General features: G+C 53.7%; 31 protein-coding genes and 2 tRNA genes. 22 read left to right on the top strand and 11 right to left on the bottom strand.

Annotation, left to right across the window (positions count from 1 at the left end; translation table 11 throughout):
* Positions 1-8: 8 nt before the first annotated feature.
* From crtH to SYN9616_RS0102880, 4 genes are all read right to left on the bottom strand, one after another.
* The gene (gene crtH / locus SYN9616_RS0102895; RefSeq protein WP_028951782.1) at positions 9-1,601 is read right to left on the bottom strand and encodes a carotenoid isomerase; all 1,593 of its coding nucleotides are present in this window, start codon (positions 1,599-1,601) and stop codon (positions 9-11) included.
* Complete coding sequence (gene trmFO / locus SYN9616_RS0102890; RefSeq protein WP_028951781.1) at positions 1,598-2,971, bottom strand: FADH(2)-oxidizing methylenetetrahydrofolate--tRNA-(uracil(54)-C(5))-methyltransferase TrmFO; 1,374 nt, start codon at positions 2,969-2,971, stop codon at positions 1,598-1,600. Before trmFO ends, crtH begins: the two co-directional genes overlap by 4 nt.
* A 33-nt stretch (positions 2,972-3,004) precedes the next feature.
* Positions 3,005-3,127 carry a photosystem II protein Y gene (locus tag SYN9616_RS17580; protein ID WP_028951780.1) on the bottom strand — a complete coding sequence of 41 codons (123 nt, stop codon included), beginning with the start codon at positions 3,125-3,127 and terminating at the stop codon, positions 3,005-3,007.
* A gap of 181 nt (positions 3,128-3,308) precedes the next feature.
* Entirely contained in the window at positions 3,309-3,815 is a 507-nt protein-coding gene (locus tag SYN9616_RS0102880) for a gamma carbonic anhydrase family protein (RefSeq protein WP_028951779.1), read from the bottom strand.
* A gap of 85 nt (positions 3,816-3,900) precedes the next feature.
* Between SYN9616_RS0102880 and SYN9616_RS0102875 the strand changes: the two genes are divergently transcribed.
* A tRNA-Lys gene (locus tag SYN9616_RS0102875) sits at positions 3,901-3,972 on the top strand.
* A gap of 283 nt (positions 3,973-4,255) precedes the next feature.
* On the opposite strand, the gene katG is transcribed toward SYN9616_RS0102875, so the two are convergent.
* The gene (gene katG, locus SYN9616_RS0102865) at positions 4,256-6,442 is read right to left on the bottom strand and encodes a catalase/peroxidase HPI (RefSeq protein ID WP_028951778.1); all 2,187 of its coding nucleotides are present in this window, start codon (positions 6,440-6,442) and stop codon (positions 4,256-4,258) included.
* Between the two features lie 102 nt (positions 6,443-6,544).
* On the opposite strand from katG, the gene SYN9616_RS0102860 reads away from it, so the two are divergent.
* Positions 6,545-7,714, top strand: coding sequence for an NAD(P)-binding protein (locus SYN9616_RS0102860; RefSeq protein ID WP_028951777.1), 1,170 nt, complete (start codon positions 6,545-6,547; stop codon positions 7,712-7,714).
* 375 nt (positions 7,715-8,089) lie between these two features.
* Here SYN9616_RS0102860 and SYN9616_RS0102850 read toward each other — a convergent pair whose 3' ends face one another.
* On the bottom strand, positions 8,090-8,458 hold the full coding sequence (locus tag SYN9616_RS0102850; protein ID WP_028951776.1) for a hypothetical protein: 369 nt from the start codon (positions 8,456-8,458) through the stop codon (positions 8,090-8,092).
* Between the two features lie 311 nt (positions 8,459-8,769).
* On the opposite strand from SYN9616_RS0102850, the gene SYN9616_RS0102845 reads away from it, so the two are divergent.
* The 10 genes from SYN9616_RS0102845 to SYN9616_RS0102795 all read left to right on the top strand — a co-directional run bounded on the left by SYN9616_RS0102845 (position 8,770) and on the right by SYN9616_RS0102795 (position 13,647).
* Positions 8,770-8,843, top strand: a tRNA-Pro gene (locus SYN9616_RS0102845).
* 260 nt (positions 8,844-9,103) lie between these two features.
* Positions 9,104-9,373, top strand: a complete 270-nt coding sequence (locus SYN9616_RS0102840) for a hypothetical protein (protein WP_028951775.1) — start codon at positions 9,104-9,106, stop codon at positions 9,371-9,373.
* Between the two features lie 32 nt (positions 9,374-9,405).
* Positions 9,406-9,720 carry a hypothetical protein gene (locus SYN9616_RS0102835; RefSeq protein ID WP_028951774.1) on the top strand — a complete coding sequence of 105 codons (315 nt, stop codon included), beginning with the start codon at positions 9,406-9,408 and terminating at the stop codon, positions 9,718-9,720.
* Between the two features lie 96 nt (positions 9,721-9,816).
* Positions 9,817-10,086 (top strand): hypothetical protein, encoded by a 270-nt coding sequence (locus SYN9616_RS0102825; protein ID WP_028951773.1) that lies wholly within the window; start codon positions 9,817-9,819, stop codon positions 10,084-10,086.
* On the top strand, positions 10,086-10,292 hold the full coding sequence (locus SYN9616_RS17830; RefSeq protein WP_028951772.1) for a hypothetical protein: 207 nt from the start codon (positions 10,086-10,088) through the stop codon (positions 10,290-10,292). The genes SYN9616_RS0102825 and SYN9616_RS17830 overlap by 1 nt, the downstream gene beginning before the upstream one ends.
* 88 nt (positions 10,293-10,380) lie before the next feature.
* A complete protein-coding gene (locus SYN9616_RS0102815; RefSeq protein ID WP_232199950.1) occupies positions 10,381-10,656 on the top strand; it encodes a hypothetical protein in 276 nt (91 codons plus the stop codon).
* A gap of 91 nt (positions 10,657-10,747) precedes the next feature.
* Positions 10,748-10,948, top strand: a complete 201-nt coding sequence (locus SYN9616_RS0102810; RefSeq protein ID WP_232199943.1) for a hypothetical protein — start codon at positions 10,748-10,750, stop codon at positions 10,946-10,948.
* Between the two features lie 101 nt (positions 10,949-11,049).
* Positions 11,050-11,547 carry a hypothetical protein gene (locus tag SYN9616_RS0102805; RefSeq protein WP_232199939.1) on the top strand — a complete coding sequence of 166 codons (498 nt, stop codon included), beginning with the start codon at positions 11,050-11,052 and terminating at the stop codon, positions 11,545-11,547.
* Complete coding sequence (locus tag SYN9616_RS16040; RefSeq protein WP_028951768.1) at positions 11,547-12,815, top strand: VapE domain-containing protein; 1,269 nt, start codon at positions 11,547-11,549, stop codon at positions 12,813-12,815. Before SYN9616_RS0102805 ends, SYN9616_RS16040 begins: the two co-directional genes overlap by 1 nt.
* Before the next feature lie 304 nt (positions 12,816-13,119).
* Positions 13,120-13,647 carry a TrfB-related DNA-binding protein gene (locus SYN9616_RS0102795; RefSeq protein ID WP_028951767.1) on the top strand — a complete coding sequence of 176 codons (528 nt, stop codon included), beginning with the start codon at positions 13,120-13,122 and terminating at the stop codon, positions 13,645-13,647.
* A gap of 262 nt (positions 13,648-13,909) precedes the next feature.
* Here the strand turns inward: SYN9616_RS0102795 and SYN9616_RS0102790 are convergent, their stop codons facing one another.
* The gene (locus SYN9616_RS0102790) at positions 13,910-14,272 is read right to left on the bottom strand and encodes a hypothetical protein (protein ID WP_028951766.1); all 363 of its coding nucleotides are present in this window, start codon (positions 14,270-14,272) and stop codon (positions 13,910-13,912) included.
* Positions 14,273-14,466: 194 nt separating this feature from the next.
* Here SYN9616_RS0102790 and SYN9616_RS0102785 point away from each other — a divergent pair, with 194 nt between their 5' ends.
* The 4 genes from SYN9616_RS0102785 (at position 14,467) to SYN9616_RS0102755 (ending at position 19,376) form a co-directional block, all read left to right on the top strand.
* Positions 14,467-15,975, top strand: a complete 1,509-nt coding sequence (locus SYN9616_RS0102785; protein ID WP_232199934.1) for a hypothetical protein — start codon at positions 14,467-14,469, stop codon at positions 15,973-15,975.
* Positions 15,976-16,179: 204 nt separating this feature from the next.
* On the top strand, positions 16,180-16,659 hold the full coding sequence (locus tag SYN9616_RS15030) for a tetratricopeptide repeat protein (RefSeq protein WP_051410923.1): 480 nt from the start codon (positions 16,180-16,182) through the stop codon (positions 16,657-16,659).
* Positions 16,660-17,433: 774 nt separating this feature from the next.
* Complete coding sequence (locus SYN9616_RS16035) at positions 17,434-18,225, top strand: pentapeptide repeat-containing protein (RefSeq protein WP_051410922.1); 792 nt, start codon at positions 17,434-17,436, stop codon at positions 18,223-18,225.
* 695 nt (positions 18,226-18,920) lie between these two features.
* Complete coding sequence (locus tag SYN9616_RS0102755; RefSeq protein ID WP_028951762.1) at positions 18,921-19,376, top strand: hypothetical protein; 456 nt, start codon at positions 18,921-18,923, stop codon at positions 19,374-19,376.
* Between the two features lie 46 nt (positions 19,377-19,422).
* Here SYN9616_RS0102755 and SYN9616_RS17575 read toward each other — a convergent pair whose 3' ends face one another.
* A complete protein-coding gene (locus tag SYN9616_RS17575; protein WP_198015126.1) occupies positions 19,423-19,578 on the bottom strand; it encodes a hypothetical protein in 156 nt (51 codons plus the stop codon).
* Between the two features lie 35 nt (positions 19,579-19,613).
* Here SYN9616_RS17575 and SYN9616_RS0102745 point away from each other — a divergent pair, with 35 nt between their 5' ends.
* Positions 19,614-19,838: a hypothetical protein gene (locus SYN9616_RS0102745; RefSeq protein ID WP_028951761.1), complete on the top strand. Its 225-nt coding sequence runs from the start codon at positions 19,614-19,616 to the stop codon at positions 19,836-19,838.
* A 29-nt stretch (positions 19,839-19,867) separates the two neighbouring features.
* Positions 19,868-20,614 (top strand): hypothetical protein, encoded by a 747-nt coding sequence (locus tag SYN9616_RS0102740; RefSeq protein ID WP_156918641.1) that lies wholly within the window; start codon positions 19,868-19,870, stop codon positions 20,612-20,614.
* A gap of 95 nt (positions 20,615-20,709) precedes the next feature.
* Here SYN9616_RS0102740 and SYN9616_RS0102735 read toward each other — a convergent pair whose 3' ends face one another.
* Positions 20,710-21,885, bottom strand: coding sequence for a site-specific integrase (locus SYN9616_RS0102735; RefSeq protein WP_028951759.1), 1,176 nt, complete (start codon positions 21,883-21,885; stop codon positions 20,710-20,712).
* Positions 21,886-22,509: 624 nt separating this feature from the next.
* Between SYN9616_RS0102735 and SYN9616_RS0102730 the strand changes: the two genes are divergently transcribed.
* The gene (locus SYN9616_RS0102730; RefSeq protein WP_028951758.1) at positions 22,510-22,743 is read left to right on the top strand and encodes a hypothetical protein; all 234 of its coding nucleotides are present in this window, start codon (positions 22,510-22,512) and stop codon (positions 22,741-22,743) included.
* A gap of 215 nt (positions 22,744-22,958) precedes the next feature.
* Positions 22,959-23,282, top strand: coding sequence for a pentapeptide repeat-containing protein (locus SYN9616_RS15020; protein WP_084218380.1), 324 nt, complete (start codon positions 22,959-22,961; stop codon positions 23,280-23,282).
* A 125-nt stretch (positions 23,283-23,407) separates the two neighbouring features.
* Here the strand turns inward: SYN9616_RS15020 and SYN9616_RS0102720 are convergent, their stop codons facing one another.
* The gene (locus SYN9616_RS0102720; RefSeq protein WP_028951757.1) at positions 23,408-23,863 is read right to left on the bottom strand and encodes a hypothetical protein; all 456 of its coding nucleotides are present in this window, start codon (positions 23,861-23,863) and stop codon (positions 23,408-23,410) included.
* A 133-nt stretch (positions 23,864-23,996) separates the two neighbouring features.
* Here SYN9616_RS0102720 and SYN9616_RS15015 point away from each other — a divergent pair, with 133 nt between their 5' ends.
* Positions 23,997-24,776: a tetratricopeptide repeat protein gene (locus SYN9616_RS15015; protein ID WP_071991498.1), complete on the top strand. Its 780-nt coding sequence runs from the start codon at positions 23,997-23,999 to the stop codon at positions 24,774-24,776.
* Positions 24,777-24,992: 216 nt separating this feature from the next.
* On the opposite strand, the gene SYN9616_RS0102710 is transcribed toward SYN9616_RS15015, so the two are convergent.
* Entirely contained in the window at positions 24,993-25,442 is a 450-nt protein-coding gene (locus SYN9616_RS0102710) for a hypothetical protein (RefSeq protein ID WP_156918640.1), read from the bottom strand.
* 528 nt (positions 25,443-25,970) lie between these two features.
* Here SYN9616_RS0102710 and SYN9616_RS0102705 point away from each other — a divergent pair.
* Positions 25,971-26,366, top strand: a complete 396-nt coding sequence (locus SYN9616_RS0102705; protein ID WP_028951755.1) for a hypothetical protein — start codon at positions 25,971-25,973, stop codon at positions 26,364-26,366.
* Positions 26,367-26,388: the final 22 nt, after the last annotated feature.

Here is a 26,388-nt window from a genome sequence, read left to right as displayed (position 1 = left end):
AAACAGATTCAGGCCGGCAAGGCCCACGGATTCAGGCCCAGGTCTGCCCCAACGCGATGGGCACAGGCAAAGCCACTGAACGCCACCGCGTTCAACCCCTGCCCAGGGAAGCAGGAATCACCCACGCAGTAGAGGTGGCGCACACCAGTGCGGTTGAAAGGCATCGGTAGCAGACCCGGCAGTTGCATCGCCGGGATTGGTCCGTAACTCCCCTGGAAGCGTCCAAGAAAACGCCGGTGACTTCGGGGGGTTCCAATCTCCTGATGTGTGATGGCATCCGCGAGCCCCGGAAGGATCGCCTCCAGCCGGTGGATCAGGCGAGCGGCATCGGCCTCTTTCTTCTGGCGGTACTCGGCAGGCGTTAGCCCCTGCCAGGCCTGCATCGATGACGGCGTGAAGGTGTGAACGATGTGATGCCCCTCAGGTGCAAGGTCCGGATCCAGCAGTGAGGGCATCGAGACGAAGATCACACCCTGCTCGTCCTCCATCCGCTCCCAATCTTCAAGAAGCAGATGGTGGCAGTGAGCGCCTTCAGGGATCAGCTCTGCCCGCACGCCCAGGTGCAGGGACAGAAAGGACGGGGAGGGAACGTAACGACGACGCCAGACCTGCTCCTTGGCCGGCGTATGGGCTGCATCCACAAGGGCCTGGCTGTCGGCTGTCGGCTTTTTGTCGGCTTTTGGCTCGTTCTTGGCTGTCGGCGCGCTGACATCCCCGGAAAACGTGTCCCAGCGGGTGGCATTGGAAATCACCCGGCGGGCTCGAATCGTCTCACCATCGGCAAGTGTCACGCCAACGGCCTGGCCGTTTTCGACGAGCACATCGGTCACCCTGGCCTTGTAGCGAATGGCCCCGCCATGACGCTCCAGCCCTTTGACGAGCTTCTCGGCGATCACGCCAACACCACCTTTGGGGTAGTTGATGCCCCCGGCATGGCGATCGGAGAACACCATGCCGGCGTTGATCATCGGCGTGCGATCCGCCGGCATCACCGACCAGCAGAAACATTCGATGTCGATGAACTTCAGAAGCTGTTCATCGCTGATGTGCTGACGCGCCACCGCCCCCACATTGAAAGGAAGCCAGCGGGCGAGGCCGAGGCAGGCCAGAGGTGCCTTGAAGAAGACCTTGGCGAGATAGGCCGGGTCTTCCAGGGACAGCAGCGGCATGGCGTCAAGGCAGTTGAACACCTGCCAACAGGTGTCGTAAAACCGGCGAATGCCGCTGGCCTCATGGGGGAAGCGGGCGGACAAATCGGCGATGAACTGCTCGTAATTGCGATCTACAGCGATCTGCAGACCACCAGGCATGTGGTACTCGAGTTGTGAAGGATCGGGGATGGTGTCGCAGCGCTCCCCCACATCGGCGAGGGCTCGGGTGAGCAGGTTCGTATGCCCCTTCTCCCCGAAGCCGAAGATCATGGAGGCGCCCACATCAAAGGTGTAGCCCTTGCGCTGAAAGGCGCCGCCGCTGCCACCGGGGATCAGATACCGCTCCAGCACCAGCACACGGGCACCCTTGGCCGCCAACTGGCTGGCGGTCACCAACCCACCGATTCCGGCGCCGATCACAACGGCATCCCAATGCTGCTGGTCGGTCATGCGGGAATTGGCTGAAGCGAAAGGGTTCGGACGGGCTCGAGATCCGTCAGAGCACGGTCTCGGTAGGCACCGTAACGGGCGCGTTTATCGCGAATGCGTTCAGGCAGGTCCGGCAACAGACCGAAATTGGGGGGCATCGGTTGGAATTTGGCCGTCGGGGCTTCACTCACGAAGTGGGTGAGGGCTCCTGCCATCGTCGTGGCAGGAAGATCGATCGGACTGAGGCCACGAACCAGCCGTGCAGCATTGGTGCCGGCCAGCCAGCCCCCGGCCACAGCAGCCGCATAGCCCTCGGTGCCGGTGATCTGACCTGCAGCTAGAAGTGATGGCCGCTGACGGAATTGCAGTGTTGGCGTCAGCAACTGGGGCGACTCCAGAAAGGTGTTGCGATGCATCACCCCGAAACGCACGAACTCGGCAGCCGCTAGTCCTGGAATCATCTGGAGCACACGCTTCTGCTCGCCCCATTTGAGATTCGTCTGGAAGCCCACCAGATTCCAGAGACGTCCATCACGGTCCTCCTGACGCAGTTGCACCACCGCATAGGCACGCCGGGCGCGACGCACATCCCGATCGTTCACATCGCCCCAGCGGGGATCCCAGAGACCGATCGGCTTGAGCGGTCCGTAGCGCATGGTGTCTTCACCACGGCGGGCAAGCTCTTCAATCGGCAGGCAGCCCTCGAAGAAACTGGCCTGCTCCTGATCGAAGTCCTTGAGTTCAGCCTGCTCGGCTGTCAGCAGTGCAGCGCGGAACGCGAGGTACTGCTCCCGGTCCATTGGACAATTGATGTAGTCCGCATCGCCCTTGTCGTAACGGCTGGCTCGAAAAGCGATCTCATGGTCGATGCTGTCGCCGTGCACGATCGGACTGGCGGCATCGAAAAAGTGGCAGTCGGCACGGCCGGTGAAACGCCGGAGATCCTCAGCCAGCGGTTCACTGGTGAGCGGCCCGGTGGCTAGCACAGTGACCTCCTCTGCACATGGCAGATCCTGCTGCTCCCGTCGCTCAATCGATACCAGAGGATGCTGATCGAGGGCCTCCGTGAGAGCAGCGCTATACCGGCCACGATCCACGGCCAGTGCTCCACCGGCAGGCACGGCATGCTGATCGGCCATCGCGATGACCAACGATCCCAGCCGACGCATCTCTTCCTGAAGCAGGCCGGCGGCACGGTCGCTGCTCAGGGATCCAAAGCTATTGCTGCAAACCAGTTCCGCAAAATCACTGCTGTGGTGTGCGGGGGAGCGGCGGATCGGCCGCATCTCCACCAACCTCACGGAAATACCAGCGCGAGCAACTTGCCAGGCAGCCTCTGTTCCGGCCAGACCGGCTCCAAGAACCGTGACCCGTGCAGGCTGCGTTGACAAGAGGCTGCTCTTTGACAGCCTTCACCCTAAAGATCAGGCGCGGCTGCGCTTGAGCAACATCTGCAGTTGGCCGACCGCTGCTCGACCGATATTGAATGCTGCCCAGCTCACAGCAGCCAGCACCGGAGCCACCACCAGGAAGAGACGTGCATCGATACCGAGCACCTGACCGGTGGTGATCACACTGAAGGCGGAATAACCGACAACCGCGAGGATCAGGACCAGGCCGATCGCGACTCGGACGAAGCTCATGGATGGAGATTGAATTCCGGCGATCTTACGGACCATCTCCCGTATGCGGGACTCTTGGCCGAAAAGCTGATCAAATTCGCAGCAATCATTGCCTGATCAAGGCATGGCGAGCAGCCAGTTCGGCATATCGGCGAGCGTGCTGCCGTTGTTGTTCAACAACCTGCTCACTGAGTTCACGCTTGGCCTGCGCCGGGATGCCCACCACCATCGTCCGCGGCGGCACATCCTTCGTCACCACAGAGCCTGCGGCAACCAAGGCCCCGGCCCCAACCGTGACACCGTTCAGAACAACGGCACCGATACCCACCAGGCAACCGTCATCCAACGTGGCGCCATGGATCACGGCCCTGTGTCCAACCGTGACCTCCCGTCCGATCGTGACGGGCTGGCCAGGATCTCCATGCAGCACCGATCCATCCTGAACATTGCTGAACGCACCGATTCGGATCGCCTCCAGATCACCTCTCGCCACAGCCGTCGGCCAGAGACTGCTGCCCTCGGCCATCACCACATCGCCAATCACCACAGCTGATTCAGCCACCCAGGCAGCGTCGTTGATCTGAGGAGTCGGCCAGGGCTCAGCGACATTCATCGGGGGCTTGTGACAGCCTCCAGTCTCCAGGGCAACTGAGTGATAAGGTCCATGAGTGCCTGTTATGGCACCCCCAAGAGGGGACGGGTCGCTAGCTCAGCGGTAGAGCATCCGGCTTTTAACCGGCTGGTCCTGAGTTCGAATCTCAGGCGACCCATTTAGATCCTCGTGATCGATCCAGGGTGTAATCAGCCGATGCCTACGGCGGGTTTGGTTGCGCCTCGAGGTCAGCAAACAGCAAAGCGGAACGATGGAACGTTGCAGTTGATGTTGCGCTCCACGGATCCGCTGTTATGACGATCAGAATTTCTACCTACACCGGGGTCATCCGTTGGCTTATTTCATTTTTTTCGCGGTGACCTTGCTGCTTGCTCTCTTTGGCGGGCTGATCTCCCGGGTGGCAGCTGAGGAGTACTGGATGTGATCAACGGCGCCGTTGTTCAGCGCCGATCAAAACGATCCAACTCCATCACCTTCACCCAGGCAGCTGCGAAGTCCTCGAGGAACGTCTGCTCACCACCTCGCTGGGCGTACACCTCAGCGATGGCACGTAACTGGGCATTTGAGCCGAACACCAGGTCGGCACGCGTGGCCGTCCATTTCTGGGAACCGCTGCTGCGGCTGCGGCCTGCATACAGCTGGCTGGCTCCCTCCACTGCTGTCCACTCCGTTTCCATATCCAGCAGGTTCACGAAGAAATCGTTGCTGAGCTGACCCACTCGATCGGTAAGCACACCTCGATCAGATCCATCTGCATTGGTGCCGAGAACCCGCAATCCACCCACCAACACCGTCATTTCAGGGGCGCTGAGATTGAGAAGTTGGGCGCGATCCACCAGCAACTGCTCGGCGGGCACCTCAAGGCCTGAGCGCATCCAATTGCGAAAACCATCGGCGATCGGCCGGAGAACTGAGAAGGAGGCTGCATCGGTCTGCGCCTCGCTGGCATCCATGCGGCCGGGATGGAACGGCACCACGAGATTGTGCCCTGCCGCAGCCGCAGCCTTCTCCACACCAACCCCTCCGGCGAGCACGATCAGGTCTGCCAGGGAAACGCGTTTGCCATCGCCGCGGCTGGTGTTGAAGGCCTGCTGGAGGCCTTCCAACACACCGAGCACGTGATTGAGCTGCTCGGGGCGGTTGACCTCCCAGCTGCGTTGCGGCGCCAGGCGCAAACGGGCTCCATTGGCTCCACCCCGCTTGTCTGATCCACGGAAGCTGGAGGCTGAAGCCCAGGCCGTGCTCACCAACTCGGCCACGGAAAGGCCACTGCTCTGCAGCTTGTGCTTTAGGTCGTCGATCTCAGCGGCAGCGATCAAGGGGTGATCAACGGGGGGGATCGGGTCCTGCCAGATCAACACCTCCTGCGGCACCTCAGGCCCCAGATAGAGCGAACGGGGTCCCAGGTCACGGTGCGTGAGCTTGAACCAGGCGCGAGCAAAGGCATCGGCGAAAGCGTCCTGGTTTTCACGGAAACGCCGGGAAATCGGCTCGTAGGCGGGATCAAATCGCAGGGAAAGATCCGCCGTGGTCATCATCGGCGGTGACGACTTCGTGGGGTCATGGGCATCGGGGATCAGATGCTCCTCACGCACGTCCTTGGGATGCCATTGCCAGGCGCCCGCAGGACTTTTGCTGAGTTCCCACTCATAGGTGAACATCATTTCGAAGTAGCCGCCATCCCATCGGGTGGGATTGGGTTTCCAGGCCCCTTCGATGCCACTGGAGATGGTGTGCACGCCCTTGCCGCTTTCGTAATCGCTGTGCCATCCCAGGCCCTGCTGTTCGATGCTGCCGCCTTCTGGCTCCGCTCCGACGTGGTCCGCCACGGCCGCACCGTGGGCCTTGCCAAAGGTGTGTCCACCGGCAACCAGGGCCACGGTCTCTTCGTTGTTCATGCCCATGCGAGCAAAGGTGTCGCGCACCTCCCGGCCTGAAGCCAGTGGATCCGGGTTGCCCTCCGGACCCTCCGGATTCACATAAATCAGGCCCATCTCCGTGGCCGAAAGAGGCTGCTCCAACTCACCCTTGGCGTTGTGGCGCTCGTCGCTTAGCCAGCCGGTTTCAGTACCCCAGAACACATCAACCTCCGGCGCCCAGATGTCAACCCGGCCGCCGGCGAAGCCAAAGGTCTTGAACCCCATCGACTCCAGAGCGCAGTTGCCCGCAAGGATCATCAAATCCGCCCAGGAAATGCTGTTGCCGTATTTCTGCTTGATCGGCCAGAGCAGGCGACGGGCTTTGTCGATGTTGATGTTGTCGGGCCAGCTGTTGAGCGGCGCAAAACGCTGATTGCCGTGGCCTGCGCCGCCACGACCATCAGCACTGCGATAGGTGCCGGCACTGTGCCAGGCCATTCGAATGAACAGGGCTCCGTAATGTCCCCAATCGGCAGGCCACCAATCCTGCGACTCAGCCATCAGGGCATCAAGATCCCGTTTCAGGGCCTCGAAATCAAGCTTGTTGAATTCCTCGGCGTAATTGAAGTCATCACCCAGCGGATTGGAGGCCGGATGATGTTGATGAAGAATCGATAGATCAAGCTGATTGGGCCACCAATTTCGGTTCGTCGTGCCACCAGAGGGGCTAACGGCACCGGCATGACCGGAAAAGGGACACTTGCTCATCAGAATTCCCAGAAGGGCCGCTTTTGAACAAATGGCACAAAGCAGGTAGCAGAATGTTTTTCTCTCCTGAATCTCTATTTTTTTGCCAGATTTCCAGAGTCAATGAAGGTGGTTGATCTCGTCGTGATCGGGGCTGGCCTGTCGGGCTGCAGCTTGCTGGCGCGACTGCATCAGCTGGGGGTTCAGGGCTCAATGGCCGTGGTGGAGGCTGGAAGGGGCCCGGGAGGACGAACGGCGACACGCCGGCGGCGGGACGATCAAACCTGGAGGCTCGATCATGGAGCGCCTGGATTCAACGTCAGAGCTCCAGGCAATTCGGGTGTTGAAGCGATCTTGGCTCCACTACGCGCCAGTGGAACGCTCAAACGTGAGTGGGGACTTTTCAAGGGCCTTGATCACAACGGCCGGCTGGTTGAGGTCCCGGAGGAGAAGCTGCTGGAAGGCGAATGGCTACGCGGTCACCCGACGATGGCCAGCGTCTGTGAAGGCTTGCTGGAGCAGGCTTCTTCGCGCCTGAAGAGGCTGTATGGATGTCGGATCCGCAGGCTGAAAAAAACCAGCTCGGGATGGGAGCTCAGCGACGAACAGGGCGCTGTCGTGCTGATGGCAAAACAATTGGTGTTGAGCGGCACTCTGCTGGCCCATCCACGATCCCTGTCCATGCTGGCCTGGCCGGATATACCTCTGAGAGAGGCTGTTCCAATCGGTGATGATCCCCGGCTGGATGCGGCGTTGGACGTTCTGGAGAACAGCAGCGCATCGATTCGCTGGAACCTGATGCTGGAGATCAAAGGCCTGGGAGATCAGAAGCTTCCGCGCCAGATCTGGCTGACACCGAAAGCCAAGGAACGTTGGCAAGTGGAACGCCTTGTGTTTCAGGAACAACCAGGCTCAGTGTTGGGAGTTGTGGTGCACGGCCTTGATGACGGCAGCACGATCACACCTGATCGGCAGCCAGGCTTAATGGCAAAGCAGGAAGAGAGAATCAGGCTTCTCTTACCTGACCTGATCAGACAGATTCCCGGATTAAGTGGGATACCAGGCGATGACCTGAAACCTTTATCGCTGGGAATGATGCGCTGGGGAGCCGCACAGCCCATGGACCATCCGCTGCCTGAAGATTTGCAATGGTGCCCTGCAAGCGGAATTGGATTCTGCGGGGACTGGATCGAAGGCCCGGGATTTGGACGCGCTGAAGGTGCCCTGCTCAGCAGTATGGCTCTTGCTGAACAATTGGCCGCCAGCCATTCAATGTCCAAGCCGGTGATCTAAAAAAGTCACCTCAACAGGCGATGGCATGCACAGGATGCTTTGTGATCAGGCATTCCTTCACAGAGCAAAGGCCAAAAAATGTCAACCAAGCAGCCGCATTTGCAGTCAAACCAAACGTCCTTCCATTACCATGTTTCCACTGTTGGAGAACAATGAAGGAGTGGCCATCAGCATCGATCAATCCTGATCAAACACTCATTGAACAATGCAGCGTTACAGCACAATATCAACAAAAGGACATCAACAAGCAATAACAAGAAAACAGCAGCACACAGGAACAGGAGCTCGATTTTAAATATCAAAACAATAAATCAGCGACTCCGCCCACATAAAACCAGCGATAGCAGGCTGAACATTCGATCGATTCGATCAAACCTAAAGTGATTCGTAGGCCTTTAGAACCGCCTGATACATCTGAAAAGTCATGTCATTATTCAAGCCGCTCATCGCAAGCCCGACGGTTCTATCAGACTCCTCACATGCAAATGCCATACTATAGGGACCATCAATGGACGAAGCATAAAGAATACAATTCTGATTCCTTGGACCATATTTGATAACCTCTTGATTAATCGTGAATCCAACTTGATTAGCAGCCCTCATTGCGTCATTAATACACGCATCAGCTGCATATTTGAGCAACCACGAATCAACCGCTACAGAGGTACTGGCCCTAGAAAAAGCCGGGAACAGACAAGAAAGACTGACCAGAGCTGCTGAAGCCATTGAAACGGAGAAGTTCATTGATTAGCCAGTCGACATGATCAAACCTAAATCAAGCAATGGAAGGGGTATCTGTACTACAAATGACAGCCACGGAGAACAGCACTCAACAGCACACAAAAGAAAGAACTTGAGTCAACAACGAAAAGCAGAGCTCACGCTCGCCGTGCCAAGACAGAATTCAAGATTGAAAGCGAGGCAAGTCCAGGACGAAACAAGCTTCGTACTGGGCTGGTGCAGTCATGAATCCCGAGGCACGACTCAGTTGAGAACACAATCTCCAGACAACAGAGCTGAGCCAGCACCCACGACGCCGTAAAGTGGAAAAGCGCCGGGGAGTGGCGCAGTTTGGTAGCGCGCTTGCTTTGGGAGCAAGATGCCGCAGGTTCAAATCCTGTCTCCCCGACTGCAATCTGAGCGATTTCCCAAATCGGTTGTGCGAACCCGGTGCGAAAGCATCGGGGTTTTTTATTGGCCTTTCGCACGACTTTTGTTGATAGCCGTTGGTACCTGTTGACAGCATTTCGCCTGCGTAACAGCATTGACTCAACAACAGATTCAGAGGTCGGACACGTCAAACCTTCTCCCGTGGGGGTGAAGCGGCTTTCCCCGAGCTGACGTGAAACGCCTGGATCTGACGGGGAGGAAACCGCAGAACCTCAGTCGATGACTTCCGCCACCGAGCGAGTCAGGAAGCTGCATCATCGCGGCAACCTCATCTCGTCAACTCAACTTGCAGACGCCCGTCAGCCCAAGGCTGATGCCTCTCGTCAGGCTGTTGCCGACAACGCTCAGCGCATTGATGAGTCGCATGGCATGAGCCCTAAAGAGGCACTGGCCTCCGTGGTCAAGCGCCGCAAGTGTGAGCAACGGAATAACTGGGCACAGCTTCAACGTGCAACGCGTTGCTGGCTGCCAGAAAGTCAGAGCAACTGAGGGACGCGGAGTAAACCTCCGACTTCCTCCTAATGAATACGCCCGAATGGGTGCATGAGCCCGAGGCTGCAGAGCTTCTGGCGATTGCACGCAACACCCTTCGTTTAATGCGTCGTGACGGCAGGCTCACGCCTGGTGATCACTTCATCTTTGCCACTGGTACTGCTGGTGGTCCTGTTGTTTACAACATCCCGGCAATCCGTAAATCACTGGCGAAGCGCACCAAGGAAATGGTGGCTGCAGAACTGCAGCGCCGTGAAGACCTGAAGAAAGCTCGCAACGCTGCCATTGAGGTTTACGGCGAAGACGGCATGGATCAACTCATTAGTGAGGTGCAGGGCTCATGACCGATTCAATCCTTTGCACCGTTGCTGTCGTGATGGCCGGGACGAGCCTGCTGCATCCGCAGGCTTGGCGTCATTTCCACCAATCGGAGGGCACCGATGGCTGATCGCATTCTTTTGAGCCATCAAGGCTTTGCGAAATGGGTCATGGCAACCATTCAGGAGCCCGCCGAAACAAGCGACGGCGGAGACCAGGCAAAGGCCAACGCCCGAATGATGTTGTTCCTTGCTGGCTCCACTGAGCAGGAAGTGAATCAACTCATGAATGACTGGCTAGATGGTCGCCCTGGTGCCGAAGCCGCGCTGGAAACGGCACTGACTAATGGCGCTCGCGTGATGTTCCCTAATGGCAATGCAAGGAAGAACTAATGGCTAATCCAATCCGCAACGTCGTCATGGCATCCAAAGAAGACACAGCCTCTGTGCTCTCAACCGGGGAGCACTGGGAATCGCTCAGAGCCGCGTACTGGGGGCATCACCAGCAAAACAATCTCGCTGATGACTGCTTCCAGAAGGCGCAGGAATACGGCACTGCCCTGGATCAATACCTCGCAAAACTTTCTCAAAAAAGTTAGTAACGGGTAGGTAAAATCACCCAAAAAATAGTTAAATCTTTGTCACTAGATGTCACCAGTTGTTATCAGCTATCAGGAGGCATAGGCAGTGGATTTCTGGCACCTAGACGGCACTCATTTGTCCTCTAGTCTTTATTTATTCAATTCTCTTATGACTTCCGTGAACCCGAAAGAGTTCTCGAAACACGAAACTCAAAACGGCCCAGCACGTCGCCTCTTCATTGGCTTTAAAGCAACAATCCCGATGCAAGCCAGTGTTGAAGAGTTTGCCCATGAGCATCGCGTCAGCCAGTCAACTGTGATCCGGCACGCAATCGCTGAATACATGGAAAAACGCGGCCAGAGCGCCTTCGTCGCCCCATAAAAAAAGGCGGTCACCACACCGCCTCAGGAAAACAAGCTTTCACATGAACAACTCTACTAAAGGTCGGCTTTCCTCCGACAAAGTCCAATCAATGACAGAAGCCGCTGCACGACGCTTGGCTTCTGCCCCGCATTACGCCCAGCCGCTGCCTGTCCCGCCAGAACACGACTTTCAGGCAGACGTAAAAGCAGATCAACAGCTAGCGGCATTGATGTGCGCCATCGCACGAATCGCCAAGCAACGCGACACAACTTTCACCCAACAGATTGATATTTGGGAGGCGGGAGAGTGAAAACTTCCGGACGCAATCACCCCTGCCCCGTATGCAGCAGGACGAAAGACGCAGATTGCCGGTGGTCGGACACAACCATCCTTTGTCACACCGGCACGGACATGCGCCCTGGTGACACCCTCACCATCGCGGGGCAGCAATGGGCATTCATCCACCACAACGGTGGATTCAGCGGTTCAGCTGCTGTCTTCAAGCCAGACCGTGAACGGGATCGGTGGCCGAAGCCGGCCACCCCCAACACTGCGCAAGAACTTCTCTCACGCCAAACCAAACGCTCTCAATGGGCTCACATCCTCGATCAGTTCCACAACGCCTTTGACGCTGCATGGGATGCCCCTGACTTCTACACGGCAACGCCTGACGAATTGCATTCCGCCTGCGTAGCCATAACAGACGCTCAGGTCAAAGCAGCAGCCCTCAAACCTCACCTCAAAACGATCTGGCGGGATCACGAAGATCTCGCACAGCTGCATCGCCTTCGCGTTGAAGCTCAGATCAAATCCATCGCCTATCAAGTCGAGGATCTGCGCCAGTTCCAACAAAACAACCTCGGCACTCCTTGCCCCGCGGCTGTTCGTGCCATGGCGGAGGGTCTCTGATGGATTGGCCAACAGAAATTGCCTCAGCCTTCTCCCCGAACGGGCATCAGCTCAATACCCCCAATAAACCTGTTCATCTGCTCGCTAGCACTCTCCCCTCTGGCATCAACGAAAAGGGCAAGCGCACTGCAATCCGCGCTGGTGATCTCACAACGATGTTCACCACCGTCATGCAAGACCCGATCCATGACGGGTTAATTCGCTGGAACCTCATGTCACAAGACGTGGAGATCAATGGCATCACCCTCTCTTCACACGAACAAGAGTGCATCTACATCCCAATCCAACAGCGGGGATATGACGTCAACAAACGCGATGCCAGAGATGCCCTAGCGGCAGCGGCGCAGGAAGACGCCTTCCATCCCGTCAGGAATTACCTAGACACCATCCGTTACGGCGACCGCGTCGACATCACACGTCTGGCATCAACGTTCCTTCGCCCCGCTGATAACGAAGGGCCGCAGACCATCTATGACCGCATGCTCCATAAAACCCTTGTGGCTGCCGTCAAGCGCGCTTACGAGCCCGGTTGTCAGCACGACACCTGTCTGGTCCTGAAGGGCAATCAGGGCATTAAGAAAACATCGTTCTGGCGTGTCCTGTTCGGCCCATTCTTCGCCATCTTCCGTGGAAAGATTGGCGATAAAGACGCCTTGCTCACGCTGCACGCCAACTGGGGGTTGGAACTAGGAGAGCTAGATGGCATCACCTCACTCACTCACGCCGGACACCTCAAGAATTTCCTCTCGACTGAGTGCGACCACTTCCGCCCGCCATATGCCACTAAGGCAGCACCTTGCCCGCGCCCTTCAATCTTTGTCGGCTCTTGCAACCGTGGTGACTTCCTCTACGACGACACAGGCGAGCGCCGTTGGTGGATCATTCCCTGCGACGTTCCATCCAAGATCGATACCGAGGCCCTTGCTGCTCTGCGTGATGCGATCTGGGCGCAGGCAACGGCTGATTATTTCAACGGCTTTGAGACGTTCCTGGGCGATGCCGACGAGGTAGAAAACGATGACCTGAATCGTGATTACACCGCCGACAACATCCTGGAGGGTCCGGTCGCCAGATACCTCCAAGAACACGCAGGGGCAGAAATAATTAATCCCAATGAACTGCTGGAAGCTGTGCGCGACACGGGCATGACCACGCAGAAGAATCAGATGCTCATCAAAGACGCCATGACACGCGCTGGATGGGGGCTGAAAAGACCAAGAACGGGACAACACGGAGGTGCTCGCCCGCGCATATGGAAGCGCCTCTGAAGGTGGACCAAAGCGTAGATCCGATGGACCAAGCTCGTGGACCTAATCAACGTGGTCCTGGACCGGTCCATAGGTGGTCCAAGGCGGTTTTCTCAGTGCTGAAAAGGGTTGGTCCTATGTCCAAGGGATACCCCCCTTAAAAGTATTGATGATTAAAAAGAGGGTAATTAGCTCATATACGCACAAAGGGGGGTGGGGGGTATGGACCATGGAGCAGCTACCCATACGCAGCGATATGGGGGGATTTTGCTTCGATTACTTATAACGTCTTATAATTTTTCAAGGGTTCAGAGTAAGTATTAACGTGGCTGCATCAATCAACGTTCAAAAGAAGAGTCAAGAAACCGCAAATCGTGCCTGGGAGTTATATATTGCCGGGTTGACGCAATGGGATATTGCCAATGAGCTTGGGATCACGCAGGCGCGTGTGTCGCAGATGATTAAGTCGGTCGCCAAGGCTCATCCCATTAACAAGCTGTCGATGGAAGAGCGGATGGCACTCAGCGAGGAACGCTGGAATCTCAGCGAACGTGAGATGCGCGAGGAGATCCAAGAGCAACGTCGCAGTGGTCGTGTTGTGCGTGAGGTGATCCGCCTGCCGAATGGGCATGAGCAGGTGAAGGTCACCAAGACAGAAGGCGTTGATCCAGCGCTGTTGCGAGCGCTATCGACTCATCACGATCGCCGTGCCCGTCAGCTCAACAACCAGCTCAGCCCTGATGCCGGTGTCCAGGCGGTGCAAGTCAATGTTGTTCGTGACTTCCTGCAGCAAGGTGACACCAGCGGGAAGTTGAGCCCTGAGCAGTGGAATCAACAGACGCTGGACGTGTGATTGCTGCCCTGTGGCTGTCACAGGTACGCAGGCCACGGTGTGCCAGTCGGCCTAGTCATAGTCCCGTCTCAGCTGTCTAATTCAATGAGACTGAGCAGTGTTCTGTGTCCAGTTCAATACTGGACCGTGTCCAAATCACCTATCTCACGGGGGTATGTGCCAGTGATGGTTCCCGCTACTAGCGGGAACCCGGGTTCCGGGGAGGCAAGGTCATCAAAGGTGTCCGGATTGCTGACACCCTTGCAGTCAGTCAGCAGTCAATTCAGATATGCAAGTTGACCCACTGAGGGCGCAGCACCCAGATGACTTGATCATCGATTTTGTACTCCTCGTCCTCGAACGTCACCATCAGATCAATCCAGAACCGCTTGTCCTGTTTGGTCCAGCCAAGTTCATCTGCAATCTGATGACATGCTTTGCCAAGGTTCAGATTCCATCGCCCAGATAAGGCTTTCACCGGGTTGCTTTTGTCCGGTGCATCGTCAGGAGACAGACCAGCAGCGATGGCACCATCAAACGCAGTGCCGCGTTGCAACAACTGCGTAGAGCGCAACCAATGGCGCTGTCCATCAGAAAGGTCTGCAGCATCAATAGCTTGCTGCAACGCAGAGGTCGCGAAGATCATGTGGCTCAAAGGCGTTGTGAATGACGATCGATGCCGTCAGATTGACTATATCAAAAATTCAGCAGCCAGCCAGCGGGTTCCTAGTCAGGTTATTTCAATCTGCCAGAATATATGCAGCATGTTGTTATTAATTGGCTGATACTGCACCGCGAACGATTCAACTGTCGCCCTGGCAGCGGAGGGTGGCAGGCCTGGTGCAATCGGTTGATCAGCTGAATACTTTGATCCTTGCTGGTGGTCGGGGCGGTGGCAAGTCAATCATGCTGATCTGGCTGATTGGATATTTTGCCCTGATCAGTGGTGAGGCGTTTAATGCGGTACTGATCAGACGTGATCTAGCTGGATTATCGAAGCTTGAGGATCTGTTGTATCAGCAGGTGCCGACGTTGATGCCAGGGTCAAAGTATTTCAAGGCGAAGCGGCAATGGAAGCTGAGTAATGGGGGGACGATCAGGCTGATTCATATGGATGCCAATGATGCGTTTAACAAGATCCAGGGTGAGGATCTGAGCCATATCTTCTGGGATGAGCTGGGGCAGGAAGGCGACCCGCAGGTTGTGTTGCGGGCTAGGTCATCAATGCGGACGACGGACCCAACTGTGGTGCCAAAGTTCATTGCGACGGCTAACCCTTTAGGGCCTGGCAGCTGGTGGATTCGGGATTACATCGTTACAAAAGCGATGCCAAACCGGATTTTTAATTGTGAGTTTTTTGGAGCACAGCCTGCGGTATGGGTGAAATCAACTCTGCGGGACAATCCTTATCTCTTTAGTCCTGACCAGTATGAGCAGGAGCTACGGGCTAGTTGCTTCGGGGATGAGAGCAAGATTGCGGCGGAGGTGCTGGGTGAATGGGGACAAGTAACGGCTGGATTCTTTGGTTCAGCCCTATCACTTGATCGCAACATGCTGCCCCGTGATTTTCAGATCCCGTGGTATCCGGATAAGAGCGGAGCATTTACTGAAAAGACCAAGGCACATTGGTGCTGGATCGGTGGTGACTGGGGCACGGCCAGCCCTGCCTGCGTCGTGTTGATGTGTCAGATCCAAGAGCCAATGGTATTTGGAGAGCGTCATATCGCTAGGGGTAGTTGGGTCTGCGTTGATGAGGAATACATCTGCTCGATTCAGCCAGACGGATCAAAGGAATGGAATAGGGGAGATCGATCACTTACTGCACCGCAGTTTGTGGAGCGAGTGAAGAAGCTTTATATGCGGAACGGGTTCACAGATTTTGTGATTCCGCCCCGCAGGGTAATTATGGATTCAGCAGTTACTGCGCAGCTTGGCTTTGGCGGTCATAGCGATCCTGTGACGCTGAGCACTGAATTTAAGAAGTACGGATGGCAGGTCACTGGCAGCCCTAAGAGTTCAAGGGCTGTGGGGTGGCAACTGATGAAGAGTTTGTTGTGGCAAGCGGGTAGTGAACAGCCTGGTCTATTCATTTCAGAGCGTTGTGAAAGCTTGTGGGCGACATTGCCTTATTGCATTAGTGATGATCGCAATCCAGAGGATATGGAGAAAGCAGCGCCCGACCATTCTGCTGATGCTGTCAGGTATGTATTGACTGCTGCTAATCAAGGCCAGCACAGCTATCGGCAATCACAGCGAAGTGGAGCGCATCCGCTGATGTGGATCAATGAAGAGAAGCGGAGACGATATGTAGGAGGCGTACGGACGTACAAGCCAATGCCAATACGTTGAAGAGATAGATAAAGGGACGGCAAAAATGACCTGTCAGAATTAAGGGGTATATCTGGGACATTCAGCCCATAAATCAGCCTTTAATACCTGGCAATATTTTGCATTTAGCCCCCGTCGCAATGGCGGGGTTTTCTGTTTGCAGATCAGATACAGACAGGGATCGTCAATAAAGGCTAGAGATGGACTAGCCATGCAGCCCTCAGGATGCCTCGTGTCACAACTGCCTTTGCTGCTGCCTTAGCCCTGTTCATGCCAATAGGACGCCCGTTGCTGGTTGGGCTTACACCTGCCGTTGGAATTGGCGCAGGGTTGCTGACGGCGCAGGTAGCCTATGCACAGAATAAGAATGCTAAAGATCTGTACAATTCAGGGATTGATAAAGCAGAAAGTGGAAACTTAGAAGGGGCTATTGCTGATTGGACTAAGGCAATCGAGATTTATCCTCGATTTACCTATGCCTACTACAATCGTGGCTTTGTCAAGCATGAATTACAGGATTATCAAGGAGCTATTGATGATTACACAAAAGCAATTGAACTCAATCCCGAACTTTATCAGCCTTACACAAACCGCGGCATTACTTTAGATCTAATAGGTAATCTGAAAGACGCCTGTAGAGACTGGAAAAAAGCGGTAGATCTAGGGGATACCAAACCGATTGAATGGGTAAGAAAGCACTGCTGACATCTGGCATCGCCTGATTTCAACGCTTCCAAAGCATCCCCCCGTCAGCAATGGCGGGGTTTTTTCATTACTTGAGCAGAGCGGGGAACACTTCAGGCAGTCACATCTGATCAATGTCCTTCGACACACTCATTGCCCTCTGCCTGCTTGAACAACTTGTCGCAGCATTACGAGCCAACGACCCTGACCTCTTCAAGCGAATTGCTCTTTTGATCCCCCCTGAAGAAAGAGGCGGCGTAGCTGGTCCCTCTGATATCACGCTAATGCTTACTGCGCCATACCGACCTAAGGATGTGACCAGTGATTGGGAATCCACAAGGAAGAAGTCCCATCAAGATAAACATCATAGAGGCTTCTAAATAACAGTAACCGATGAAACCCTTGCTGCAACTCCAGTGGTAGAAATAGTCGCCATATATGTCAAAAGAAATCACCAAAATAGCGCTCCCTAGTAATACATGGGTGATGACTGCGGCAGTGCCGCCAACCTTAGAGGATCGAGTGAGAGACTTAATACTCCAAATAAGAGCAAAAATGAAAAGGCCTAAAGCCACTCCGAGGGCTGGTAGAAAAAATAGAAACACCATCTATCTGGTCACACCGTGGAGGCTCCCGACTTTAGTTCAACTATTTCTCGCTTTCGACTATCTACTCTAAGGTGGTAGGGCAAAGTTACATCTATTACCCGACAAGCCTCACACACACCACCCCGTCAGCAATGGCGGGGTTTTTCAGTGAATTCCTTGCTATCCGTAGGGCAACTTAATCTCACCCGTGGCGAAACCTCCTGCTGGTTCATCCCTTCTGTTCGGTGCCCTGGCCGACTCAGGTCACATCAAGCAACGCAAGAACGGCAGCTATCAGATGGTGCTGAAGGGCGTTGATGAGATTGATTGGTTCACCGACCGGCCTGACCGTGTCGAGGGCACCTGGAAGCCGCAGAAGCTGCTTCGCAAATGGGATAAGTTATTCGCCAGTAGTGAACCCAATGCTCAAGCAACGGTTGAGGTTGAAGACCAGAGAGAGTTGTTCACATTTGAGATGCTCAAGCCAAAAATGGAATCAGGGAAGATGGTGTTTGGTGTCAAACCACTTAGCGATTCAAGTAAAGACAAGATTACAGGTCTTAAAAACATGGAAATGAGTGACATCTCCTTATTTATTGATTCAGTGTCCATTGATTTTAGAAATAGAATATATCCAAGACCCCCTTGTTTTCCTGACTGTCGTGGTGAAGATTTAAGTGGGATGCAGTTCCAAGGCACAAATCTTGTTTATGGAAATTTTACTGACGCGAAACTTGTGGGGGCAAATTTGAGGGATTCAATAATGGTTAAAACGAATCTGACTGGTGCAAACCTAACAGGTGCTAATTTACATGGCGCCAAACTAAATCAAGTTAATCTAACTGGCGCAAACTTCAAGGACGCAAAGCTTAATGCCGTTGATTGGGAAATCGATTCAATTTGCCCAGACGGAACAAAGCACGCCTTTCTTAAACCTTGTACAGACGAGCAACTATTACTGCAATCACCCTGCACAGCAGATCAACTAAACCTGGCTTGATTCACACTTAGCCTTGTCAGCAATGGCGGGGTTTTTACTGAGAAGTCGATGATTTGTAGCAAGTAAAATTAGAGGGTCGTTAGGGGCACTGAATCCCCGCAAAAGATGACTCCGAAACAAATTGAATTGTTGTCTCAAGCCTGTCGTATGGCGGGGATTGCAAGAGCTGCCCCAAGTCCGACAGCGATACCAGTTGTCAGTCCTTTGGTGAATAGATTCATTTTTCAATTTTTGACCTCATTACCACCATCCTTGGACCCCAAAGGTGGGCGCATCCCTCAACTGAGCCATATTTCTGATGACAGAGCATCTGTTCTGGGGCTGGGTCAGACGGCCCAGCAGCTGGAGCTGGAGGCATTGGCATGAATCCCTCGGATGGGGGATGCGACCCCCTGAAATTGGGCAGAACAATCAATCGATCGAGGGATGTACTCACAACTTCTTTCAGCAATGGTGAATGCAGTTGCAAACCACCCATGGCCAGATGCGCTCCAGGGCATTTTTCGATCAGTCCGGAAGATCTCGACGGACGAGAGATGGTCACGACAGTCAGAACTGCCGCTGATGGTGAGTTGAACGTTGAGTTCAAAGCCACCATCCACATTGAAATGTCAGCGTTTCAGCGGCTGGCTGAAAAGAAGTTCAAAGGCGTGTATTGGCTGAGCGAAAAACCAACAGAAGCGGAGGTCTGATCAATGAAAAATTTCGGAAGTGTTGTTATCGGTTCTGCTGTTGGCGGTCTTCTGGGTGCAGCTGCGTTCTTCCCTGCATCGGTCGAGGCCAAAAGTTATTGGGGTGGCTCAGAGCGCATGAGCTACGGCGAACGGTTCGAGCTTCAGTGTCTAGAAGTCGCAGCGCAAGCACGGGCCGTAACGGGTGCCAGTAATGACTTCCAGAGCAAGGCAAACGGCCTTTGCAATCTCGGCGCTGAGGAGTACCAGAAGCAGCAGGACGGCAAGGGCTGGGTTGGCCTCGTTTCCGGCGGCCCTCTGGGAGCGTTCGTCGCTCCAATGGCGTTCGAATGGTTCGGGCGCAACGTGTTGGCCTGGACAATCGTCGGTCTGTTCGTCGGGCCGATGCTTTGGCAGCTGCAGATCGTCGGGGTTACGGCCCTGATTGTGAGCACTCAGGAGAAAAAAACTCAGTCGTGACTCCCAATATGTATTGGGCACTGCTTCCACCCGCCTGACTTCTGCATCACCAGATAGTGATCGTTGAACTGGACCTGGTTTTCAGTTTCTTTGGAATCAGCGGCTTCATCGCTCCCAGTGCGCAGTAACCGAGCGCATCGGAATGGTGGCTGCGCTCCGGATCGCTCTCGTCCGGCTGGTCCGTGCCTTCCTTGTAAACCAACGCAATACCACTACTGGAGAAATCCTTTCTGAATCATGAAACTTTTTTTCGCTTCCATCGCTGTTGTTACTTGTTGCTTTGGCGTTCCTGCCAATGCCTATGACGATTACCTGCAGCGCACAGGGCCATCACTTTACGGTCCTGGCAGCAGCTACAACCACGGCGATTATCACGATCACCCTTACCGGTCGAATTACATCCGCGACCAAGACGGGAATGAATACCGGTGCGATTTTGGCGGTTATTGCGAGGCGGAATAATGTCCCCCGCAACGGGGACATTCACCCGGATGGGGGATGTGCCACCAACCCAGCTAAAGCAAGCTGATCGAATGAAGGCCTCACCCGATTTCACGTTCTGGACGCCTGATGAGGCCGTGGAGTTATTACGGCTTCAGATCGATTTCCTGCAGGTCCCGTGCTTTGTTAATGACCAGCGATACAAAAGGCGCATGGCGAAGGCACGTCGCGGTCGCGCATACCTGTATCTGGTGGAGGCTGAAGTCGAGAGACACCGGGTCCACAAAGTCGGCTTGACCTTCAACTCCAACCCGCTGGAGCGCGATCCAGTCGCTTACAAAAAGGTTCTTGCCTCGGTCCCAGTATCTGGTGATCAGGCAGATGCTTTTGAAGCTGCGGCAATCAGTTGGCTACGCCTCAAATTTCAACCCAAAGAAGTCCCTATCAAGGTCTGGGGCTGGGGTGGCTCATCGGAAATCATCAACACGAAGAGCAAGGGCGTCCTATCTGAATTCAACGCATTTATCGAGCGGCTTTATGAGTTCTGCGCCCATACCAAGCCGATCTGGATCCTGAAGGACAACTGGCTGATGGGTGACATTTGGAACTCGATCATGACCCCGTACTTCGTCAGCAGCTCCTCCCCTGTTTTCAATCAGCACCGTAAGCGGATTGCTGAAGCCTTAGGGCTGGTTACAGAGGAGGCAGTCACTGCTTTCAAGAAAAAAGACATCAGCCGATCTAACCGTCGGCATGCTGCATATCGGAAGCTGCATCCGTCCTTGTTCGGCCAATAAAAAGGGGGGCTGCCCGTCAGGCGTGCAGGCAGCTGGTTGATGAGGGCTATGGATCAGACGCCGTTTATCAGCTCTGGCTTTACTCGCAGAAGTAATCAGACATTCACAGCCGCGTAGTTAGCAGCTGTCGCATCAGGCTTGAACCTTGCGTAGCTCTTTAAATGCACCTCGATGGTGTGGCCCATTGCCTCAGCGATCTCTGCAACGGCGAGCCGTGGTGCCGCATGAGATTGCTTGGCATAGCGATGACGAAAGGAATACGGCGTGAGCTGTTCACCCTGATGGTCGGCTTCATCCCGCAGCGCTATCCAAACCTTGCGTCTGCGCAGGTATTGATTCAAAGCCTGCCCCCCGTCACCCTCACGGTTCAACGGCGGCAGTTTCTCGCCCACCTGTAACCGTGCCTGGAGCTTCCAATCAATGGCGGAACCATCGGCATCACGCAGCAGCAGCGGGTGGAGTCGCCGTGGCTCTGTCTTGGCTCCCTTGGTGCCGCCCATCGACTTCTGATAAATGGTCCAGAGTTCTGTTCCACTTGCCCCGTCCTTAATCCGCAGGTGCCGCAATTCCTCGGGGCGCAGTCCATAGACGGCACACAACTGAATGGCGAACCGCCAGCGGTCATGCACCTCACCCTCAGGCAGGTTGTCGAGCAACTGCAGAATTTGAACATCGCTGAGGGGATAGCCAATGCGCTTGGCTTTCAGCACCTCAGGAAGCGAGGCAGGAGGGCTGTAAATGGGCTTGAGGTATCCACGTTGCACCGCCCAGTTCAGGAAGCCATAAAGCTTCTGACGGCTGGTCTGCCGCATCCGTGAACCCTGTTCCCATTGCGCAAGGCATTGCATCGCTAAGGCTTCACCGTCCACCGGTGGTCGGCCCTCAAATGCTTTGGCGCAATTGCGCAGCACCGGCAGATAAAACGTCTTCCAGGTGGTGTCGCCAGCGTTAGGCACAAACGCTCGGTATTTATCAATCAACTGGCCGAAATTCAGTTGCTGATGGCTGCTGGAGGTATCGGAGTTCTGTGCGGCCACAGCGAGGGTGACCTGACCACCGTTCCACCGCTTAAAGATCTGCAGGATGCGGGGCAAGGCAAGTCCTGATCCACGCGCTGTCCATTCGTAGGGAAGTGAAACGGTCCCAGCACCACGAACCTCCAGTCGAATCCGACCACGGTTGTTGCGGACGTACCAACTCTCACCGCAGGTCTCTGCGATCTGCTTCCTGAAGGGCTTGATCCAGGGTTCTGTCTGGCTAACGCGTGGCAATTCAGCAGAGGCATATTGCTATGCCCATTGTGCGAAAGGCGTGCGAAAGCTGTCAAGCACCTGCTGACACCTCCTGACATCTGATAACGCAAAAACACTGCTAGAACTGAGTCACTGACTAGAGAAACCTAGGCCAGCACTAGAGAGCCATGCTGCTTTGGGAGCAAGATGCCGCAGGTTCGAATCCTGTCTCCCCGATGCGTCAAAAGCCAGACCCAAACTGGAATCTTCTCCGCCCCCCAAGAGGCGGTTTTTTGTTGCCAGCATGCGACTGTCTGGTGAGGGTGTGGTAAGGCACACCACCAATCAGCACTCACCACGGAGCTGTTCCAAGCGCCCACTGACAAACAGATGACAGCGGGTGACATTTAGGTACTGAGATCATGTTGCAATTAGCACTGATGTGGTTCTTCGCTGTGGGAAGGGTTACATACGTAAGGCGACAATTCCCGACATCTACGCCAATAATTTTTGGCTGCGCCTGATCTATCTCACGACCAAACGTCACACACACCTTCCCGTCAGCAATGGCGGGGTTTTTTATTACAGAAGTAGAGTGTGCTCTTAGGAACGTCAGCAAAGGACTGTTATTGCTATCAACTGAGTTAGTGCTCCAACTCAGCTTTGGCAAAGCCGCCTTCTGACGCACCTGTTCTGTTTGACGTGCAAAGCGAGAGCAGCACGATCAAGCAACGCAAGGACGGCAGCTACAAGCTGGTGATGGAAGACGTTGAGAGGGTTCACTGGGAAGAAGAGCAGGTTGATGAAGAGGAAATTCCTGATACCGAGGAGGGTTATTACAGTGCAAAGAAGTATGCCAAGAACTATGACAACTATTACGGCGAAACGCTGAGGTAAGCGCCTATAAGACGTTTACCCTTGTTGATGGGTCAAAGAAGAAGTGCAAGTTCACAATTACCGATGTCAAATATAAGAAGAAGTCAAACAAGCTAGTTTATGATATTACGCCTAAGAATAAAAAGCAAGCTGACAAGATTACGGGAATTGAAAGTGAAACGCAGACCGAAAGTACTGTGTATTCAACAGAACGCACCCGTTGGCGTCCTGATTGGATGCCGAATGGGCGTAGAAGGTTCCTGAGTGGTGCGGACCTGAGTTTTGCGGACCTGAGTAATGCGAACCTCATGTTTGCGAACCTGCTTGGTGCGGTCCTGTTTGGTGCGAACCTGCGTGATGCGGACCTGAGATTTGCGAACCTGAGTGCTGCGGACCTGAGTTTTGCGGACCTGCGTGATGCGAACCTGAGGTTTGCGGACCTGAGTGATGCGCGCGGTTTGGATCAAGCAATTCGTGCAGATCAGGCGTTTTGGTTCGAAACAACCTGCCCTGATGGTTCCATGGGCGTTGGTACACAACCCTGCAGTGAAATCTTCTGATTCCGCTGGCTTGATTCACACTTAGCCCAGTCGCAAGGCGGGGTTTTTGACTTGCCAGAATGGAATAGCGAGTTCAAATCAATGCCTTCATCCGACAAACGCCCGAGATTCAATGCTGGCAATGATTAGGCAAAGCACATTATCCCTCCATTGATGCTTGAAGCTGTTGAAGTAACACCTTTACCGATACCGTTGAGTTGATCTAAGTAATTAGTCAGAGTCTGGCAGTCCCCATTGGCAACTGCATCGCTTAGGAGTGAACTATAGGTGGTGTCATAATTTAATATATAGCTCAAATGTGACGCATGTTTTTTAAAGCTTTTGCTATTTTTCATCTCAAATCCATGAAAGAGCGATGAATCATCAAGGGTTATACGTAAGCTATAGCTATCTACACGGCCCTTCTTGTCGTATTCGTAAGAACCTATCGTAATTGCCCCAGTAATATCATCGTAAGAATTGAAATAGCTTGTATTTTCAAAATCAGAGTTCTCAAACTCAATGTCTGCATTACTGGCGAATAAATCTTTTTCTATAATTTTGTTATTTTTGCGCAAATTCTTATTAAGCTTTCTAGACATTTTATTAAAAAATTCATTTTAACACGGATAGACGCCCTCCTGGAGCAATGGCGGGGTTTTTCTATTTGCAGATCAGATGCAGACAGTGCTTATTGATGAAGGCTAGAGATGGAGTAGTCACATGCTGCAAAGGATGCCTCGTGTCACAACTGGCTTTGCTGCTGCCTTAGCCCTGTTCTTGCCAATAGGACGCCCGTTGCTATTTGGGCTGACTCCTGCCGTTGGAATTGGCGCAGGGTTGCTGTCAACCCAGACAGCCTATGCAAAGAGTGCTCAAGACTGGTTTGATTCAGGGCTTGATAAAGCAAAAAGTGGAAATCTAAAAGGAGCTATTGCGGATTGGACTAAGGCAATCGAGATTGATCCTCGATATGCAGTACCCTACAACAATCGTGGTCTTGCTAAGTATGAATTAGGAGATTATCATGGGGCAATAGCTGATTATACTAAGGCAATCGAGATTTATCCTCGATATGCACCCGCCTATTACAGCCGTGGACTTGCGAGAGATGAATTAGGCGATTTTAGAGGCGCTATTGCTGATTACACAAAAGCAATCCAGTACAACCCTGATTATGCTTTTGCCTACAGTAATCGTGGTATGGTCAAGGTTAAATTAAAGGATTACCAAGAAGCTATTGTTGATTTCACAAAGGCAATAGAAATCGACCCTAAAGATCCGGACTACTACTTCAATCGTGGTATAACCAAGAGTAAATTAAAGGATTATCAGGGAGCTATATCTGATTACACAAAGGCAATTCAAATCAATTCCAATTATGCTAAAGCCTACACCAACCGTGGAGTTGTTTTAGAAATAGTGGGTGACCTGAAGGGTGCCTGTAGGGACAGGAAAAAAGCGGTAGATCTAGGGGTTACCAGGCCGATTGAATGGGTAAGAAATCAATGCTGATATTTGTAGCTGTCTAATTCAACTCTTTCAAGGCATTCCCCGTCAGCAATGGCGGGGTTTCTCTTTACCTAAGCAAATAGGGGAACGCTTCAGACAGTCACGTATAAACGATGACCTTCGACTAAGTGTCTAGCTATTGCCAAATGAGCCGCCTAATCGGCTATAAACAGCATTTATGATCACGCCCCTGAAACCAACCAATTCGACTATTCACGATTATATATTTCTACATTTCGATGAATGTGTTTCAACGATTTGACCTAAACCCTCAACCATTTCGATGGTCAGCGTAGTTGATGTCAACGCATTTAAATCAAGTGTCTCCTCATAGACGATACCTTGCTCATCCTCAAGGCGTGTATCGACAAAAGTGAGCACCTCATTTTCGCTGGACACTAAGAACATATCCGCGTTTTCATCGAAGCTGCTTCTGATGCCACTTTCTGATGTTTCAAATGCTTTCAATAACCGAACTTTTGTTTGGCTTTTATTTATTTCGTAGATGTAGCCATTGCCCTTGAAAAAACCATCAACAAATACACATTCTACAACTGTAGTGCCCCTTTTTGGCGCAGCTTGGACGTGGCGGCCTAGCTGGATTCCAAAACAACCTAAAATGAGAAATAATCCATTTAAAAGATAGAAGATTCTTGGCACAGAATTCAAGAGTGGGTTTAAATTCTAGCCCCCATGAAGGAATTCCCTTCCTCGACGAGTTGTTTCAAATCTGTTGGGTAAGATACCAAAAGACCCACTTTCGCTTCACGCTTGCGGATGGGGTGATCTAATGACAATAATTCTTGACTGAAGAATCCCTTCTTGCTCTGTTCCTGCTGAGTGAACTCGTCTCAGCACTAAGGGCTAACAACCCCGACACCTTCAAGCGTTGACTTTGTGGCGGGGTTCAAGACCTTGGGAAGCCTGCGGTGGAGGAGCTATTGATGGATGACAATCTAGTTATAAATACAAAATATTTTTTATACGACCGCATCTATATCAATACGCGAACTAGTGATGGGTGCAGAGGAAATCTCTGAGCGCCTAGACAAAGCAGGATCCGATGGTGCAACCCATTGTCTAGCAATAACTCAACCGGAATTCTGACCCGTGTGCCCTGTCTTTGGTCCGATGGTTCCTCACACAGTGCTGCCCCCTTGGCCCTCGGCCTGGTGAAAGCATGATTAAATCGCAGCCATGAACCTGATTGCTATCAACATCCGCTGCTGGAGCTACAGCGGAGACTTCGCTCTGGAGAACATCGTTCTTGGTATGGAGGAGCATGCCGTCCGAGACGATGCCAACCATTTGTCATCGGAAGAATTTGATGCCTGTCTGGCGATCGTGGTCTGCCGCTGCGGCACCAACACGTTTGCCCACCTTGGCCAGATCGTGGGGCTGTATCGCGGCGATGCCACACAGGTATGGAACCGCAGTCGCGATCTGGGGCCCACCGCAGGGGAGACCTACGAAATGAAATGCCTGTCGCGCATCCATCGCGTGCCGGACGAAATCTGCGGCGTCATCAACGCAACCGGAATCCACGCCGATCACCATGCGGCAGTTGTGCACTACCTGCTGGACATGGGCTAACAGCATGGTGAAAGGGGGTTCA

It is taken from the genome of Synechococcus sp. CC9616 (assembly GCF_000515235.1).
Taxonomy (GTDB): domain Bacteria; phylum Cyanobacteriota; class Cyanobacteriia; order PCC-6307; family Cyanobiaceae; genus Parasynechococcus.
Note: the sequence above shows the minus strand (reverse complement) of the source record. Positions and strands in the feature narration are given on the sequence as shown.

Excerpts from the sequence above, each read along its gene's own strand:
- crtH (WP_028951782.1), bottom strand. The coding sequence starts at position 1,601 with ATGACCGACCAGCAGCATTGGGATGCCGTTGTGATCGGCGCCGGAATC.
- SYN9616_RS0102880 (WP_028951779.1), bottom strand. The coding sequence starts at position 3,815 with ATGAATGTCGCTGAGCCCTGGCCGACTCCTCAGATCAACGACGCTGCC.
- katG (WP_028951778.1), bottom strand. The coding sequence starts at position 6,442 with ATGAGCAAGTGTCCCTTTTCCGGTCATGCCGGTGCCGTTAGCCCCTCT.
- SYN9616_RS0102860 (WP_028951777.1), top strand. The coding sequence starts at position 6,545 with ATGAAGGTGGTTGATCTCGTCGTGATCGGGGCTGGCCTGTCGGGCTGC.
- SYN9616_RS0102850 (WP_028951776.1), bottom strand. The coding sequence starts at position 8,458 with ATGAACTTCTCCGTTTCAATGGCTTCAGCAGCTCTGGTCAGTCTTTCT.
- SYN9616_RS0102840 (WP_028951775.1), top strand. The coding sequence starts at position 9,104 with ATGACTTCCGCCACCGAGCGAGTCAGGAAGCTGCATCATCGCGGCAAC.
- SYN9616_RS0102835 (WP_028951774.1), top strand. The coding sequence starts at position 9,406 with ATGAATACGCCCGAATGGGTGCATGAGCCCGAGGCTGCAGAGCTTCTG.
- SYN9616_RS0102825 (WP_028951773.1), top strand. The coding sequence starts at position 9,817 with ATGGCTGATCGCATTCTTTTGAGCCATCAAGGCTTTGCGAAATGGGTC.
- SYN9616_RS17830 (WP_028951772.1), top strand. The coding sequence starts at position 10,086 with ATGGCTAATCCAATCCGCAACGTCGTCATGGCATCCAAAGAAGACACA.
- SYN9616_RS0102810 (WP_232199943.1), top strand. The coding sequence starts at position 10,748 with ATGACAGAAGCCGCTGCACGACGCTTGGCTTCTGCCCCGCATTACGCC.
- SYN9616_RS0102805 (WP_232199939.1), top strand. The coding sequence starts at position 11,050 with ATGCGCCCTGGTGACACCCTCACCATCGCGGGGCAGCAATGGGCATTC.
- SYN9616_RS16040 (WP_028951768.1), top strand. The coding sequence starts at position 11,547 with ATGGATTGGCCAACAGAAATTGCCTCAGCCTTCTCCCCGAACGGGCAT.
- SYN9616_RS0102790 (WP_028951766.1), bottom strand. The coding sequence starts at position 14,272 with ATGATCTTCGCGACCTCTGCGTTGCAGCAAGCTATTGATGCTGCAGAC.
- SYN9616_RS15030 (WP_051410923.1), top strand. The coding sequence starts at position 16,180 with ATGCCTCGTGTCACAACTGCCTTTGCTGCTGCCTTAGCCCTGTTCATG.
- SYN9616_RS0102755 (WP_028951762.1), top strand. The coding sequence starts at position 18,921 with ATGAAAAATTTCGGAAGTGTTGTTATCGGTTCTGCTGTTGGCGGTCTT.
- SYN9616_RS0102745 (WP_028951761.1), top strand. The coding sequence starts at position 19,614 with ATGAAACTTTTTTTCGCTTCCATCGCTGTTGTTACTTGTTGCTTTGGC.
- SYN9616_RS0102740 (WP_156918641.1), top strand. The coding sequence starts at position 19,868 with ATGGGGGATGTGCCACCAACCCAGCTAAAGCAAGCTGATCGAATGAAG.
- SYN9616_RS15020 (WP_084218380.1), top strand. The coding sequence starts at position 22,959 with ATGCCGAATGGGCGTAGAAGGTTCCTGAGTGGTGCGGACCTGAGTTTT.
- SYN9616_RS0102720 (WP_028951757.1), bottom strand. The coding sequence starts at position 23,863 with ATGTCTAGAAAGCTTAATAAGAATTTGCGCAAAAATAACAAAATTATA.
- SYN9616_RS15015 (WP_071991498.1), top strand. The coding sequence starts at position 23,997 with ATGCCTCGTGTCACAACTGGCTTTGCTGCTGCCTTAGCCCTGTTCTTG.
- SYN9616_RS0102705 (WP_028951755.1), top strand. The coding sequence starts at position 25,971 with ATGAACCTGATTGCTATCAACATCCGCTGCTGGAGCTACAGCGGAGAC.